Source organism: Chryseobacterium elymi (assembly GCF_003385495.1).
Classification (GTDB): domain Bacteria; phylum Bacteroidota; class Bacteroidia; order Flavobacteriales; family Weeksellaceae; genus Chryseobacterium; species Chryseobacterium elymi.
Genome location: NZ_QNUH01000005.1, coordinates 246389 through 262962, shown reverse-complemented (window position 1 = coordinate 262962; position 16574 = coordinate 246389). Strand labels below are relative to the sequence as shown.

The 16574-nt window shown below is 38.4% G+C and carries 11 protein-coding genes; all 11 read right to left on the bottom strand.

What is annotated here, in order from left to right:
• Positions 1-85: 85 nt before the first annotated feature.
• The 11 genes from DRF60_RS08040 to uxaC all read right to left on the bottom strand — a co-directional run bounded on the left by DRF60_RS08040 (position 86) and on the right by uxaC (position 16554).
• The gene (locus DRF60_RS08040) at positions 86-2029 is read right to left on the bottom strand and encodes a glycoside hydrolase family 97 protein (RefSeq protein ID WP_116011576.1); all 1944 of its coding nucleotides are present in this window, start codon (positions 2027-2029) and stop codon (positions 86-88) included.
• A 6-nt stretch (positions 2030-2035) separates the two neighbouring features.
• On the bottom strand, positions 2036-3409 hold the full coding sequence (locus tag DRF60_RS08035; protein WP_238640099.1) for a glycoside hydrolase family 43 protein: 1374 nt from the start codon (positions 3407-3409) through the stop codon (positions 2036-2038).
• A gap of 26 nt (positions 3410-3435) precedes the next feature.
• On the bottom strand, positions 3436-4824 hold the full coding sequence (locus tag DRF60_RS08030; RefSeq protein WP_116011575.1) for a glycoside hydrolase family 43 protein: 1389 nt from the start codon (positions 4822-4824) through the stop codon (positions 3436-3438).
• A 24-nt stretch (positions 4825-4848) separates the two neighbouring features.
• Positions 4849-5727 carry an alpha/beta hydrolase gene (locus DRF60_RS08025; protein WP_116011574.1) on the bottom strand — a complete coding sequence of 293 codons (879 nt, stop codon included), beginning with the start codon at positions 5725-5727 and terminating at the stop codon, positions 4849-4851.
• Between the two features lie 186 nt (positions 5728-5913).
• On the bottom strand, positions 5914-7533 hold the full coding sequence (locus tag DRF60_RS08020; RefSeq protein WP_116011573.1) for a glycoside hydrolase family 43 protein: 1620 nt from the start codon (positions 7531-7533) through the stop codon (positions 5914-5916).
• A 213-nt stretch (positions 7534-7746) separates the two neighbouring features.
• Positions 7747-9450, bottom strand: a complete 1704-nt coding sequence (locus DRF60_RS08015) for a glycoside hydrolase family 43 protein (RefSeq protein WP_394337448.1) — start codon at positions 9448-9450, stop codon at positions 7747-7749.
• Positions 9451-9577: 127 nt separating this feature from the next.
• A complete protein-coding gene (locus DRF60_RS08010; protein ID WP_116011571.1) occupies positions 9578-12052 on the bottom strand; it encodes a glycoside hydrolase family 95 protein in 2475 nt (824 codons plus the stop codon).
• Positions 12053-12074: 22 nt separating this feature from the next.
• Complete coding sequence (locus tag DRF60_RS08005; protein ID WP_116011570.1) at positions 12075-13358, bottom strand: MFS transporter; 1284 nt, start codon at positions 13356-13358, stop codon at positions 12075-12077.
• Positions 13359-13994 carry a bifunctional 4-hydroxy-2-oxoglutarate aldolase/2-dehydro-3-deoxy-phosphogluconate aldolase gene (locus tag DRF60_RS08000; protein WP_116011569.1) on the bottom strand — a complete coding sequence of 212 codons (636 nt, stop codon included), beginning with the start codon at positions 13992-13994 and terminating at the stop codon, positions 13359-13361. It abuts the gene before it with no gap.
• Positions 13991-15031, bottom strand: a complete 1041-nt coding sequence (locus DRF60_RS07995) for a sugar kinase (RefSeq protein ID WP_238640098.1) — start codon at positions 15029-15031, stop codon at positions 13991-13993. Before DRF60_RS07995 ends, DRF60_RS08000 begins: the two co-directional genes overlap by 4 nt.
• Before the next feature lie 104 nt (positions 15032-15135).
• Complete coding sequence (gene uxaC / locus DRF60_RS07990; RefSeq protein ID WP_116011568.1) at positions 15136-16554, bottom strand: glucuronate isomerase; 1419 nt, start codon at positions 16552-16554, stop codon at positions 15136-15138.
• Positions 16555-16574: the final 20 nt, after the last annotated feature.

Below are 16574 nucleotides of genomic sequence, written 5' to 3'. Positions count from 1 at the left end.
TGAACGGAGCTCTTTTTGTGAGGAGGAACGACAAGCAAAAAAGCGGGAGTGGAAGACGGATAAAGCTGTCCAAATTATTCCTGCATTAATTCTTCAACACAAATCCGCCATTCGGCTGAATTTCAATTTCGTATATACCTTTTTTACTGATGGAAATCTGTTTTGTAAATGTGATGCCAGATTTATAATCATTAATCAGTTCCACATTTTTGCCAACCAACATTGGAAGATTAAGTGTAAGTTTTTTAGCCGTTTTTTCTGCATTCACTCCTGCAACATACCATTTGTTCTGATGTCTTCTCGCAATGACCGAATATTTCCCAGGATAACCATCGATGAAAACCGTCTCGTCCCAAAGTGTGGGAACTTCTTTCATAAAATCCAATTGGAATTTTGGCGCATCTGTAAGGTTATTGGGCATTACCGCAAACATCTGAATGGGATTCTGAAAAAGAACGGCTGTGGCTAACTGAAATCCGTCCGTCGTTAATCTTCTGTTTTTTTCTGTATTGGATTTGGTTAAATATTTATTGAGAAAAGTTCCGCCAAATTCCATACTTCCCACTGTATTTCTGATAAACGGATGTAAGGTGGCAAAAAATGCTTCCTGCTTACGAACGTCCTCCGAAAAATAAAGCATTTCTGAAGCTAAAACGGCTTCGCTTCCGGCAAAATTTGGGTACATCACTTCCCAACCTCTTGGCAAAGTGGTTCCGTGAAAAATAATCATCAGACCAAAATCATTGGCATCCGACAAAATATCTTCATAGAGACGCATCGTTTCCTGTTTGTCTCCTCCAAAAAAATCGACTTTGAGACCTTTTACACCGGCTTCTTTCAGCCATTTCATTTCTTTTTTTCGTTCGATTGAACTGCTCATTTTGTTTCTCGGTCCCATTGGTGCGTCATTAGCGGTTCCGTTTGAATTATACCAGAGCATTACATCAACATTTTTGGACTTTGCATATTGGATGAGTTCTTTCATTCTCTCTTTTCCAATATTTTTATCCCAAAGCGCATCGATCAAAATGAATTCATAACCTAGTTTTGATGCCAAATCTATAAACAGACTTTGGTCATCATAATTCATACTGTTGTCCTGCCATAGAATCCAGCTCCAGGTAGATTTCCCGAACTGATATTTTTGTGAAGGTTCATAAAGCGGTTCTACCACATCAAAAGGAATGGTAGTTTCCACGATTGGTTTTAGGTTTTCTGCAACTGTGATGGTTCTCCACGGTGTTTTTCCCGGCAGAGAAAGCGAAGCGCCGGAACTCCCGAAACCGTTGTTTTCCACCATATTCGGATAGGCAACCTTGTACAGATTTTTATCTGAAGTGGTTTCAAGATGCGAAGCACAATACAAACTGCTAACACCAGTTTCCGAAAGCAAAATCCAGCCATCGTTTCCGATATGAAAAAGTCCCGGAAAAACATAACCATATTCGGCTTTTGTTCCTAATTCTGCATCGGCTTTGTAGCCACTTTCGTAGCTTGGTGCTGTTCGTGCAAAACCTGTCATCGGCTTCATCATTGGCGACAGAAAAGTGGTTGTTTGCGATGGAAATTTAAAACTTGTTACTTCCGACAGAACCACACAACTAAAACGGTCTTTCATTGCAGGGATATCGTATCGAAATGCGATATTGTTATCACTTACCTGAAATTCAATCTCCATATTGAACTGGTCTGCATTGGTAAAATTGACCGTCAAAGTGTTGGCTTTGTATTCAACTTCAGATTTTTTTATTTTCTCGTTACTGTATTTTTTGGAAACGAAATCTTTTTTGCTGTTGATGAACTTTAAATTTTTAGAAAAATCCGATTCGTTCGTAATTAAACCTAACGGAGATTTTTCAAGCATTGATTTCCCTTGAAAACTTACAGAGTACAATGCTTTTCCTTCTTCTGAAAATATATTCAGCTTCAGCTTACCATCGGGACTTGAGATTTCAGCAACTTGTGCTTTAACTTCTGATAAAAGGCAGAAAATTATTAACGGTAGAAATATGAGTGTAAATTTTTTCATTCTGATTTATTTTGAAAACATCCAGTAATCGAAAAACATAATGTCTTTTTCTGCTTTTCCCTTAAATACAAAATACAGATTGTGGATTCCTGTAATTTTGTTTGATAAATTGATTTTAACGGTCTCAAAACGATCGTCTCCTCCCGTCAATGGAACTTTTATTGTTCCAACGATTTGTCCTGCCAAACCATCTAATCGAACTTCCATCGTTACATCGCCGTTATGGGTTGTTCCTACCCTTGCGGAAAAAGATTGAGCACCTTCTTTTCCAAAATCCACATTTTTTACGCTTGAGTAAGCACCATTTTTCTTTGCTTTGATGAAAACTCCGGCAACTTTATTTTGATAAGATTTTACATTTTCCGACCAGGAAATCATTTCAGCCTGATTGAATGCGTAAGGATTAACGGTTGCAATAGCTTTCATAATACCATTGGTCATTTTGAAAGGTGAAATAGAACCGTCTTTGTTGAAATTAAGTTCATCCACACTTACGGATCTTGTAAAACCGCTACCGCCTGGCAAAGCACCATTGTGATAGAAAAAATAGGTTTTCTCTTTGAAATCAATCACGCCGGGATGGTTGGTAAACGATTTTCCTTCGGCTGGCATAATGATTCCGCCGTATTTCCACGGACCTTGAGCGTTTTTACTGGTCGAATATCCTATGAATTCTGGCAACGGACCTCCTGGCCAAAACAGATAATATAAATCTTTACGTTTGTATAGCCACGGACCTTCTTCGTATTGGGTAGGTCTTTCTGGATTTCCTTCTCTTTTGCCGAACGATTCTTCAGTCATCGGAACCTCAACAATATCGCCGGAATAGGAAATCATATTTTCATTAAGCTTTACATATTTAAGCTTTGGATTTCCCCAATAGAGATGCGCCTGACCGTCATCATCAATGAACACCGTAGGATCAATATCTCCCCATTCACTCTGAACCAGCGGTTTTCCTAACGGATCGTGAAACGGTCCGAACGGACTGTCGGCAACTGCAACACCAATTGCTCCTTTGTTATTGGTTTTGGAAATCATTGGCACATACATAAAAAACTTGCCATTTCTTTCGATACATTGTGCAGCCCAAGCATCTCTTTTTGCCCAATCGAAATCTTTGTAAGATAATATGATGCCGTGATCAGTCCAGTTTACCATATCATTGGTGGAAAACAGCTTCCAGTCGTTCATTGTGAACCAGGTAGAATCATCTTCATCGTGACTGGTGTAAACATATAAACGGTCATTGAAAACCATCGGAGCAGGGTCGGCTGTATAGGCAGTCTGAATAATGGGATTTTGTGCAGAAAAAATTCCTCCATAGCAAATCATCAGACCATTTATTATTGTTTTTAGGGTATTTTTTTTCACTTTCATAGCAATTCGGCTTTAAAAATTTGATTTTAATTTGCACTGAATTTCCACCAATCAAAGTAGAAAAGGTCTTTGCTTCCTTTGAATACGAAATACAAATCGTGAACACCTTTTATATTTTTCATTGGGGATTTTATAGTTTTAAAAATGTCGCCTTCCGCTTTTCCGGTTACCTGAACAGTTCTTAATATTGGTCCGTTCACCGCATCGGTATGGATTTCTATAGTTCCGCCATTCATTGATGCAACCGATACTTCCAGGAATTTGGTTCCTTTGGAAAAATCAACGCCCTGAACTTTTATGTAGTCTCCATTGTTGACAGATGAAACTACGAGACGGTCAGTAATTTTTTTGCCGGTGTCATAAGGATTGTTTCTTTCCCATTCGGTCATTTTTTCTGTTTTTAAACCTTCACTATAGGCGATAGTTTCCGCTTCAACTTTTTCATATGGATTCAGTGTTGCTATTCTTTTTACACCTTCAGGATTCCAAAAAGGTAATTTTTGAATCGTACCATCTGTATTGTAAATCATTTCGCTCACACAGATGGAACGGCGTTCGTAATGTTTACTTATTGTTTGTTTTCCCAGATTGTAATTGAACCCGAAAACATAAGATTTACCTTTGTAATCGATGATTCCGGGATGATTTCCGTTGGAACGTTTGTCGCTGTCCATAATCATTCCCTTGAATTCCCACGGACCGGTCGCCGATTTGCCCATTGCGTAACCAATTCCTTCAGGACAACAGGTTGAGGCATAAGCCATATAATAATTCCCGTTTCGTTTCCAAGCCCACGGACCTTCCTGATAATGGAATGGGTCGGGAGAACCTTTGACTTTAGCAATTGATGAGTCTTTTACAATTGGTCCATCAACAGAAATCATATCTTCATTCAGCTTCACGTACCATAAGTTTGGATTTCCCCAGTACAGATAAGCCTGTCCGTCATCATCAATCAGAACAGTCGGATCAATATCATCACTTGAATTTTTCACAAGCGGTTTTCCGATAGGGTCTTTGAAAGGACCATACGGACTGTCTGCCACCAAAACGCCGATTCCTCTTTGTCCGGGCATCGGGCAATACATATAAAACTTGCCGTTTCTTTCGATAACCTGAGGTGCCCACGCTCCATTTTCAGGGTCTGTCCATTTGAAATCCTTTAATGAAGCTACAACACCGTGGTCGGTCCAGTTGACCATATCGGTTGAAGTGTACAACAGCCAGTCTTTCATTTTAAATCCGAAAGCATCATCTTCGTCGTGACTGGTGTAAAGAAAAACGGTGTCCTTGTAAACCAATGGTGCAGGATCGGCCGTGAATTTGGTCTGAATGATGGGATTTTGAGCAGACAGCGATAATCCTGTTACCAGTAATCCGATATTCAGACTGTACTTTAAAATCTTTTCCTTCATAACTTTTGATTTTAGATTAGTTCTTTACTGATTGGACATGATGATAAACTCAGAAAATTTACTTTTGTCAACAGGTTTAAACAACAACTGCGAAAAAATATACAAATCATTTTTCCATACTTTGAAATCGTGACCGCCCGGCTCGACATAAAAAATATGTGGGATGTTATTTTCTGTGAGATAATCGCTTGTTCTTTTGCTGAAAGGCATCAATCGGTCCTGATCTCCACACGAAATCCAAAGTAGTTTCAATTCGTTGGCTTTGGCAGGATTTGGAAGTAATTCTTGAGGTTCTTTTGTATTTGGCGCAGATGAAAATCCACCAACCCATGCGAATTTATCGATATTGCCCAATCCGAAATTCAGTGTTTGTCCGCCACCCATTGACAGTCCGGCAATCGCACGGTTTTCTCTGTCCTTTTTAGCAGGATATTTTTTTTCGATGAAAGGAATAAGGTCATTCAGCAAATCTTTTTCGAAGGTTGTAAAAGCTTCCACCTTATCTTTTGCCCAAATATCTCCCGTTGCACGATCATCTTTCATGGCTCTTCCGTTGGGCAATACTACAATCATTGGCTGGAGCTTTCCTTGTGCATAAAGATTATCTAAAATAATATGAGGTGTTCCGTTTTTAAACCACTCTTTTTCGTCGCCACCAATGCCGTGAAGCAAGTACAAAACAGGATATTTATTGCCTTTTTTGAAGCCTGGCGGTGTATATATCAAAGCTTTTCTTTGAGTTCCTACCGTTTTTGACTCATAGGTCACGGTATCAATTTTCCCATGGGGAATTTCTTTCTTTTCAACATCAAAACCTTGCGGTGCCTGTTTATCAAAGGTTTGTGCAGAAATAAACATTCCTGACAAGATAAAACCTAAAGCTAATACAACTGATTTATTCATATGTAATTATATATTGTTTTTTAAAGTCATATGCAATCGCAACATTTTCATTAGTATTTTACGTGTCCTAAATAATGGCGATTTCATAAATTTTTTATTTGTATTTTTTACACTTATTGATTGGGATAAAAAAATAATATCCAACGGAACTAATTTTTTCTTTCTTTTATTATTAATCTAAAAGTTTTATTTTATGGTTGAAGAATCCGTTATTCGGAAAAAATCAACATCTACAAACCCTCCTGTACTTTTTGTGGCATAATTGAAAATCGCAAATTTTGAACCCATAAATAATCTTCTGTAATCGAAAATCATTTTATAGCCTTTTTCCATAACTGTCCAGTTTTTCTGGTCGGTGCTGTAAGAAAAATCTGCCAGGTCTTTTCCAAGGTTAAAATCAGCTTCAATACGAAGATAAATCTTATCCGAAGTTAAAGGGATTCGCTTCTTTTCTTCTTTTTTAACATCAAGAATAGCTTTTGTTTTATTATCTAAACTGACTTCATTGGTAGAAAAAGTCAAAAATTTCTGATTGCCTTCTTTTACCACAGACAAAATCCCCGAATCTCCGTTGAAAGCACTCAAACCTGCAACATCACCGTCTTTCATTCCTTTCAAATCTAAGGCAACAACGGCACTTGATTTCGGACCGGTCATTCTTTGCGTCAATGTATTTGGAGCCAAATAAATATTATCAACAATTCTATTGGTTTTCAGTCTCATAAATCCTTTTCTGTCGGATAAAGACCAGGCTTCATTCACAGGATTATGGTTCCATTGCCATTGGATTTTTAGTTTTTTATCTGAAAATTCATCACTTTCTACGATATTATTTTTGGGTTTAAACGGAGGAAGCGGAACCTCGCCATTTAAAGGAATCTTGCCATTATCTCCCAAAACCGGCCAGTCATTTTCCCATTGTACAGGAATCAGAATCGGAACTCTTCCAACGCCTCCTCTATCCTGAAAAATCAAAGAATACCAGTTACCATTTTTATCATCAATCAAAGCACCTTGTCCTGCATAAGAAAATCCGAGGAAATTGTCTTCCAAAATGATTTTCTTTTCGTAAGGTCCGGTCACTTTATCAGCTCTGTAGACTTCCTGACGGCGTTTTCCACCTCTTGGCCAGGAAATCATCATCATATAATATTTTCCGTTTCTTTTAATGATCTGATTGCCTTCCAAAAGTCCGGTTTCCGAAGAATCTTTTTCAAAAACTACAGTTCCTTCAGGATTTCCGATGACTTCTTTAAAATCGGAACTTAATTCAAAAACTTTATTGGAAGTGAAAACATAAACCCTGTCGTCATCATCAAAAAGTAAGGAAGCATCGTGAAAATGTCTCGTTCTGGTAATCAGTTTCCAGTTTCCTTTTTCTGGATTATCCGTTACATAGAAATAGGATTTGAAAGGCTCGTCATTCGGAGAAAACAAAACGTAATATTTCCCTTTGTGATAGCGGATAGAAGATGCCCATTGTCCGCGACCGTAAACTGTTCCATTAAGCAAATCATATTTGGAATTATCATTCAGTGTATTGAAAACATAACTTGACATTTCCCAATGCACCAGATCTTTGGAATGCATTACCGGAGCTCCCGGCATCAGGTGCATTGTGGTGCTTATCAGATAAAAATCATCGCCATTTCTGGTGACTGACAAATCCGGTACATCTGCCCAAATGATAGGGTTAGTAAATGCCGTCGTCTGCTGTTTCTGAGCAGGATTTACCTGGGCCGAAAGGAGATTCAGCCCGATAAACCCTAAAAAAGAAACTATATAAAACGATTTTTTAATTTTCAAAACTTTACTATTTTGGTTGGTTGATTTTAATTCTTTAATCCAATTTTAAAAGAAAAACACTTCGACAAGCTCAGTGTGACACTGCTAATACTAACTGTCTTATTTCAAATATGTCAGGCTGAGCCTGTCGAAGTCTACATTTTCTATTAGGTTTTGGCTAAAGCCCATTTGGTTTTCCTTTTATCGAACGGGCTAAAGCCCGTTTTTATTGATTTAATTCGGCACAATATCGTTAGACAACGTGCTGTACAAACCAATCAAACTTCCTGTGAAACCTCCTGCAACATCGGTAGAAAGAATGTCCCCGGAAACCGGACCTCCAAGGTTTTTGAAGTTTTTGCCATCCAGAGAATAATTAAATTGATGCTCATCTTTTTCACCAACTACCTGCAATTTGATGGTTTTTGAAAGTGAAATTTTTTCACTGGCAATCAGTTTCGATTCTCCTTTTTCGGTTCTTTCCAAAACGATGTAGAAATCTTTATCCTTTTTTGTAATCCCGAAAACGTAATTGAATCGTTCGCTTTGGTAACAAGTAATTCCGGCTAATTCTTTTTCAGATTTTGGTTTATAATCAAGCGTTACGGAAGTTTCAAAATCTTCGTGCTGTAGTCTGTGGAATAATGCAGAAACCGGAGCCAAAGCTTTGATATTCGTTTCCATTGGATTCACTTTTACGCCATTTTTCGTAGCCGTGATGAAGTTTTCACGAGGTCCACGCATCGCAATCCATCGGAAATCAAGATTTTTATCTATCAGTTTATCGTTGTACGTGAAGTTTCCGTTCGGGAAAAATCCGTTTTGTCCGGTCTGATTTTTTACGCCTTCCGGTAATTTTAATTTTGGCTTCATCGGAACCAGTCCGTTTTCAAAAACAGGGTACTTTCCACTCCAGTCTACGGGAAGAATGAAAGTTTCTCTTCCGTGATTCACACGTCCTTTTTCGTTTGGACGAATCGCCAGAAATACTCCGAAATATTTTCCATCAGGAGTTTCAACCAAATCGGCGTGACCAGCCCAATCTACTTTATCTTTTCTGTCTTTCGGGAAATATCTTTGCGTTAAAATAGGATTATTCTGAGCAGGAACAAACGGACCTTTTGGAGAATCAGCCATAAAGATTACTTCGCTGTGATTACCGCCAGTTCCGCCTTCTGCACACATCAGATAATACTTTCCGTTCTTTTTGTAAATGTGCGGACCTTCTATCCAGATTGGTTTTTGAGAAAGATCGACTCCTCCATTCACTATAATTTTGTCTGAACCTGCCACAACCTGGTCTTTTTCCAAATCGTAATCCCAGATTTTGATGACACGGTGACCATTGTACAATTCTGTTCCTTTTGGTGGTGCATCATTGTGAACGATGTATGCTTTACCGTCATCATCAAAGAAAATTGCAGGATCAATTCCATCAAAATTCAGTTTTTGCACTTCACTCCAGCCTTTTGCAGGGTCTTTTGTTTTTACGACCATATTCCCGATTCCACCAGCAATCTGTGTGGTAATCATATAAAAAGTGTCGTTGAATTTGTTGTATTTGATATCCGGAGCGTAGATTCCCTGAGAAACACCGCCTTTTTCTACTTTAAGCTGAGAAGGTCTGTCCAGAACGTGACCAACTTGTTTCCAGTTAACCAAATCTTTAGACGTAAAAATCGGAACACCCGGAAACATTGAAAATGAAGAATTTACAAGATAATAATCGTCTCCTTTTCTGGTAATACTCGGATCCGGATAACATCCCTGAAGAATTGGCGAATAAAATTCGTTCTCTTTCAGTGGATTGTTTGTGTATATTTTATCATTTCCACGATAGGAAAAGTCTGAAAAAGTCTGTGCGGAAACGTTGACAAAAGATAATAGGGCAACAGTAGCCATCAACGCTGTTTTCTTTTTTAAAAATATCGAATTCATTGTTTTCTGGTTCATTATTTTTCTTTTTATGTGATTGTTATTTAATTTAATTATTACTTCTTTGTTAAATTTTGGCTAAAGCCAATTTTTATATCATTCTATTTTGTAAATGGGCTAAAGCCCATTCCTATTGATGTGATTTTCTTATTTTTAAAATGTAAGTTTTTCCTGCTTCTGTCGGAAAATCATAAGTGAATCTTTTTTCCGTTTTCGACGGGTTTAATTGAGCTTCTGGCGATATCAAAGGTTTCTTAATGGCCGGAATTTCAAAATAGGGATTTTCATTTTTCCCAGATGCGGGTTTTAAAATATTTTTGCCTTTCAGTTCAACTTCATTGGGTGTGCTGATTCGGCAATTCTCGCCCAGATTTGATTTGATGATAACCTCGGTCGCCTGATGGTCTTTCCAAACGATGCTGACCACGAAACCGCCATACGTTTTCAGTCCGGAAATATTTCCGGTTTTCCATTCCTCGGGAAGTGCCGGTAAAATGTCTATGCTTCCGTTTTGTGTCTGCAAAAGCATTTCGGTAATTCCGGAAGTACAGCCGAAATTTCCATCAATCTGAAACGGCGGATGCGCATCAAACAAATTCGGATAAGTGCCTCCTTCTTTGCTCCGACCGTCTTTTTCTACTAAAGTTAACTGGTCTTTTATTAATTTATTGGCGTGGTTTCCGTCCAGTAATTTTGCCCAAAGATTGATTTTCCAGCCCATCGACCAGCCTGTTGAAACATCACCACGGTGTAGCAAAACTGTTTTTGAGGCATCAAAAAGTTCTGGTGTTGTGACAGGATTGATTTGATTACTTGGAAACAATCCGTATAAATGAGAAACGTGTCTGTGATTGTCTTTCGGGTTGTCCCAGTCTTCCATCCATTCCTGCAACTGTCCGTATCGTCCGATTTTCATCGGTGGCAATTTGGAAATGATATTGTTCCAAACCGGAATTTTATCTGAATCTACATTTAAGATTTGTGCTACTTTTTTTGTCTTGCTGAACAGGTCAAACATCAGCTGGTTATCCATCGTATTTCCTGATGCCAAAGCGCTTCCCTTGTTTCCCTGCGGAATATTTTCGGGAGACATAGACGGAGTTACGACCAGCCATTTGTGGGTAGGTTCTTCAATCAGGAAATCTTCATAGAACTGTGTTGCAGATTTCAGAACCGGATAGATGGATTTGAGATAATTTTTGTCTCCGCTGTACAGATATTTTTCCCAAAGATGTTGCGAAAGCCAGGCGCTTCCCATTGGCCATTGTCCGGCGTTGGCAAAGTCTACAACGCCTGTAATTCTCCAGATATCAGTGTTGTGATGCGCTACCCAACCACGGCTTTTGTACATCACTTTGGCTGTTTCTGCTCCGGTTACGCTCAAATCTTTTATCATCTGAATCAATGGCTCGTGCATTTCCGGCAGATTGGTTTTTTCCGCAGGCCAGTAATTCATTTCCGTATTGATGTTGATGGTGTATTTGCTGTCCCACGCCGGTTTGTTGGAGTTATTCCAAATCCCCTGAAGATTAGCTGGCTGACCGCCCGGTTGCGATGAGGAAATCAGGAGATAACGCCCAAATTGATAATATAATGAAACAAGTTCAGGATCGTAACTGGTGGCAAAGTTTTTAACACGCAAATCCGTAGGAAATTGTGAAGCAGGAGAAGTTCCAAGATTGAAATCTACCCTTTTAAAATAGTTCTGGTAGGCGTTGAGATGATTTTTAAATAAGGTATTGAAATTTTTATTTTCTGATTGTGAAATGTATTTTTTGCTTTTTGAAACCTCGTCAGTATTCAAAGTTTTGTAGTCTGTGAAATTGGTGGCGATTGAAATCAGAATCATTACTTCATCTGCATTGACAACCGAAATTCCATCGCCTGAAACAGAAGTTTTTCCACCTTTAGTAATAAATTTCGCCAGTGCATTGAATTTAACCTGCCCCTGAACACCGTCTAATGTGGAAGAAAGTCCATCCATCTGCAAGGTATTGGCATCAATGGCCTTCGTACTTTTTTTCAGTTCGCTGTTGAATCCGGCATTGAAATTCAGTGCATTTTTTTTGTCTGAACTTAGTTTTATCACAATTACCTGATCAGGAATTGAAGCGAAAACTTCTCTTTTATAATGAATTCCGTTGGAGGAAAACGTGGTCGTTGTTATTGCTTTTTCAATATCAAGTTCACGATAATAATCTTTAACATCGCTGAGATTATTAAAATCAAGATTCAAATCTCCGATATTCTGAAACGCCGAACCGTGAAGTGTTTTTGCTGTCAAACCTTTATTGGAAAGGATTTCGGCTCTTTTGTAATTTCCGTTAAATAAATAATACCGGATTGAGTCCAACACTTTGGGACCATCAGGATTGTCGTTTCGGGAAGGACCACCCGACCAGAATGTGCCTTCATTCAGCTGCAGTTTTTCTTTAAAAGGATCTCCGAAAACCATTGCCGCCAATCTTCCGTTTCCAACAGGTAATGCTTCCTCCCACAGTTTGGCGGGCTTGTCATACCAAAGCTTGTGTTTCCCTCCTTTTTGTGCAGGGGAGAATCCGCTAATGAAAATACAGATGGTCAATATGCAATGTTTTACGTTCATTCTTTTTTATATTTCATTAATTTCAGATAGAAACTTCAGTCTTTTTCCTGTTGATCAACCAAATAATTCCCCAAGCCACAACGTAAGAAACCCCGGCAATGAAAAATATAATGTTGTATCCTCCGTTGATATTTCCTGATTTCTTGAAGGTATCTAAGATAATTCCGATGAAAAGCGGGAAAATAATTCCTGCTGCTGAACCGAGCATTCCGCCAAATCCAATCACAGAACTTACATAATTGTTGGGTAATTTGTCGCCGACAGTTGTCATAAGGTTCGCTCCCCAACCTTGGTGCGCTGCGGTGGCAAAAGCAATGATGATGGTAATCAGCCACATATTGTCTACATATTTTGAAAACATTACCGGAACGACCATCAACGCAAACAAGAGCATTGTTAAACTTCTGGCTCTTCCGATTGCCCAGCCTTTTTTAATTAAAAATGAGGAAAGATAACCGCCGCCGATACTTCCAATCGTTGTTCCGCTGTAGATAATAATCAACGGAATGGAAGGTTTTGTCATATCCATTTTAAATACATCTGAAAAATAAGCAGGCAGCCAGAACATAAAGAAATACCAGATCGGGTCGGTCAGAATTTTTCCGATGGCAAATGACCAGGTTACTTTGTATTTTAATATTTCGGACAACGGAACTTTGGACTGCTCCTGTGTTTTTCCGTCCTGATCACTTTTGATGTATTCTAATTCTTCCTGACTTAATTTTTTAGTCTTTTCCGGAATTGAATAAAATCTCCACCAAAGGATAATCCATAATAAACCTAAAGCCCCAATCCAAATGAAAGTTTCTCTCCAGCCGTATTGTGCTAAAATAATCGGAACGAGAAGCGGTGCTAAAATGGCTCCGACTGTAGCTCCTGAATTGAAAATCCCCGTTGCCAAGGCTCTTTCTTTTTTCGGAAACCATTCTGCCACAGATTTTATCGCTGCCGGAAAATTTCCTGCCTCACTGATTCCGAGTGTACTTCTCGCAATGATAAATCCAACGGTGCTTTTCACAAAACCGTGGCCTATGGAAGCCAGGCTCCAGACAATCAACGAAACGGCATACCCTATTTTGGTTCCTACCCTATCGATAAATCTTCCCATCGCAAGATATCCGATGGCATAAGTGGTTGTGAATGCCATTACAATGTAGCTGTAATCTTTTTCGTCCCAACTGAACTCTTTTTCAAGAACAGGTTTCAGCAAACCCATTACCTGACGGTCGAGATAATTGATTGTGGTAGCGAGAAAGACCAAAGACAGCATAAACCATCTGATATTATGATTTTTAGGAGCCTGCATTTAGTTTTGATTAAGTTGTTGTAATAAATTCTGAACTTTTTCAGCCAGCTGTTCTGTCGTAAACTCTGTTTTGATAAGCGAACTTCCTAATCCGACAGCGATTGCGCCACTTATCAGCCATTCTGTAATATCATCAAAATCAGCATTGACTCCTCCGGTCGGCATAAAATTCATTCCGGGAAAAACAGGCTGAATGGATTTGATATAATTTTTACCCAAAGCATCTGCCGGGAAAATCTTTACCAATCGAAGTCCGTTTTGGAAGGCTAAATTGACATCCGAAGGCGTAAAACAGCCCGGAATTAAATTTATATTTTTTGCAACAGAATGTTTCACCAGTTCTTCGTTAATAACAGGTGTAATGATGAAATCTGCTTCTGCATTGGCATAATCATCCATTTCATTTATATTTTTCACGGTTCCGATTCCTAATAAAAGTTCCGGAAATTCCGTGGCGGAGAGTTCTTTCAGTTTGGTAAAATTTTCCAAAGCCTGAATGCCCCGATTGGTGTATTCTATCACACGGATTCCTGCTTCGTACAAAGCTTTTAAGGTATTTTTTGAAACCTCGAATGATTCGTTGTAAAACAACGGAACAATTTTCTGGTCTTTTATTTTTTGTAGTATTAGACTCATAATTTTTCAATATTAATGCTGTCATTAATGGTATCACCTTTTACAAAAAGCTTTTTGAAAGCAACTTTCGTAGCATCTTCTAAAATTTGCTGAACAGGATTTGATTTTAAAGTTCCGTGAATCAAAGCTGCCATAAAAGAATCGCCGCTGCCTACTCTTTCTTCAATTTTATCTGAATGATAGTGTTCAGAAACTAAAAGCTTTTCATCTGCGAATAAAGTCGCAAAATAATTGACTTCTTCGCCACTTGTGAAACGGAACGTATTGGCAATCATCGTTACATTTGGATATATCTTCTGAATTTCTAATGCTGATTTTTCTGCCTGTTTCAGAAGGTTTTTATCATCAAAATTCCCATTTAATTCATATTCAATCGGAATACTCAAAAACTGTTGGATTGACCAGATATTTCCCATCAGAACATTGACAGAAGGCATTAATGCTTTTATTTTATCTGAAGGATTTCTGTTCTGCCAAAGGGCGGAACGGTAATTTAAATCGAGAGAAACAGTAATGTTTCTGGACGTTGCTTCTTTCATTAAATCCAGACATTTCTGATAGGCATTTTCACTCAATGCCGGTGTAATGGTACTGATGTGAAGCCATTTTACTTCTGTAAATATTTCGTCAAAACTGAAGGTATCAAGATCCGACTGTGTGAAAACCGATGGAAAACGGTCGTAAACCACCGAAGCGTTCTGCATATCGCCATCCGAAGAGAGGTAAAACGTTCCGATTCTGCCGTTGTTTTTCTCTGCAAGAATTTCGATTCCCTTATTTTTCAGCTGAGATTCCAGTTGATTTCCTACAAAATTTTCAGGCAAAGCTGAAAGAAGTTTTACAGGATTGTTCCATTGTGCAAGAGCTGCAGCTACATTATATTCTGCACCGCCCACGAAAATTTTCAGAGATTGGTCATTGAGCCAGTTTCCTTCGGAATCCGGAGCGAAATGCAAAAGCAATTCTCCGAAACATAATATTTTATTTGAATCAATCATTTTTTTGTTGAACCCTTCGATTGTTTTTACTCTTTTCAAACCTTATAGGTTTTAAAAACCTATAAGGTTTATTGAATTCTGAATAATTTTTTTTGATAAGATTTTCATCCTATTCTTTGCTAAGTCGTCCCTTCGGGACTTTCCTATAGTTCAAAATAATTTTTCGTGTTGTGATAACTGATATCCTGAATGATTTTTCCTACCCATTCTTCATCATTGGGAAGCAATCCTCTTTCCATTTCGCTGCCGAACATATTGCATAAAAGTCTTCTGAAATAATCGTGTCTTGAGAACGACAGGAGACTTCTGGAATCTGTAAGCATCCCAACAAAAGTGCTGATAAGACCGATGTTGGAAAGCGTGTTCATCTGTTTTTTCATTCCGTCTAATTGATCGAGAAACCACCAGGCTGCACCAAACTGAACTTTAGACTTCATTCCGCCTTCATTGAAGTTTCCGGCAAGTGTCGCTAAAACTTCATTGAAAGTTGGATTAAGGTTATAAATAATGGTTTTAGTGAGCTGTCCGGCAGAATTAAGTTCGTCCAGAAGGATGCTCAATCTGTGTGCAAAATATTGTTCTCCAATGGCATCATATCCGGTATTAATACCAATTTTTTTCAGCATCTCTGAATTATTGTTTCTGGTTGCTCCGACGTGAAATTGCTGAACCCAGCCTTTTTCAGAGTACATTTTGCAAAGCTCTTTCAACAGATAACCGCATAAGGCTTCCGGATTTGAGAATGATGGATTATTTCCTTTCAAAAATTCTGAAAATTCGGTTTCCAATTCCAGATTCCATTTTGTGGTATCGGGAAAATATTCAAAGCCGTGGTCGGCCACTTTAGCTCCGATTTCTGCGAAATAATTGATTCTGGATTGAAGTGCATTTAATAAATCGGAAACTGATTCGATTGAAGTTTCGCAAACATTTTCAAGCTTTTTGATGTTTGAAAGATATTGCTCAGGATTGATGATATTGATGTAAGAATCCGGTCGGAAAGCAGGTAAAATTTTTGTTTTGAAACCGCTATTGCTTAAGGCTTTATGATAATTCAAATCATCAGAAGGATCGTCTGTTGTGCAAAGTGCCTGTACTTTGAAATTCCGGATGATGGATTGTGGTAAAAAATCTGCGGTCTGCAAACTTTCATTCATCTGATGATAAACAGAATCTGCATTTTTCGGGGAAAGATATTGTTTGATTCCGAATGGATTTTTAAGTTCTAAATGACTCCAGTGAAATAAAGGATTACGAAGCGTAAAAGGGACAACTTCTGACCACTTTCTAAATTTCTCTAAATCTGAAGCTTTGCCGGAAACGAATTGTTCATCAATCCCAAAATTCCTCATTGCCCGCCATTTGTAATGGTCACCATCCAGCCAAATTGCTGTCGGAGAGCGGAAATTCTGATTATTTGAAATCACGTCCGGCTCAAGATGATTATGGTAATCGATAATCGGCATTTCTTTCGCATATCCGAAATATAGATTTTCTGCCTTTGCTGATTCCAGCAAAAATGATTCTCCGAAAACTTCTTTATTTTTAATGGAATGAGTCATTATTCAATTTAAAAGTGATT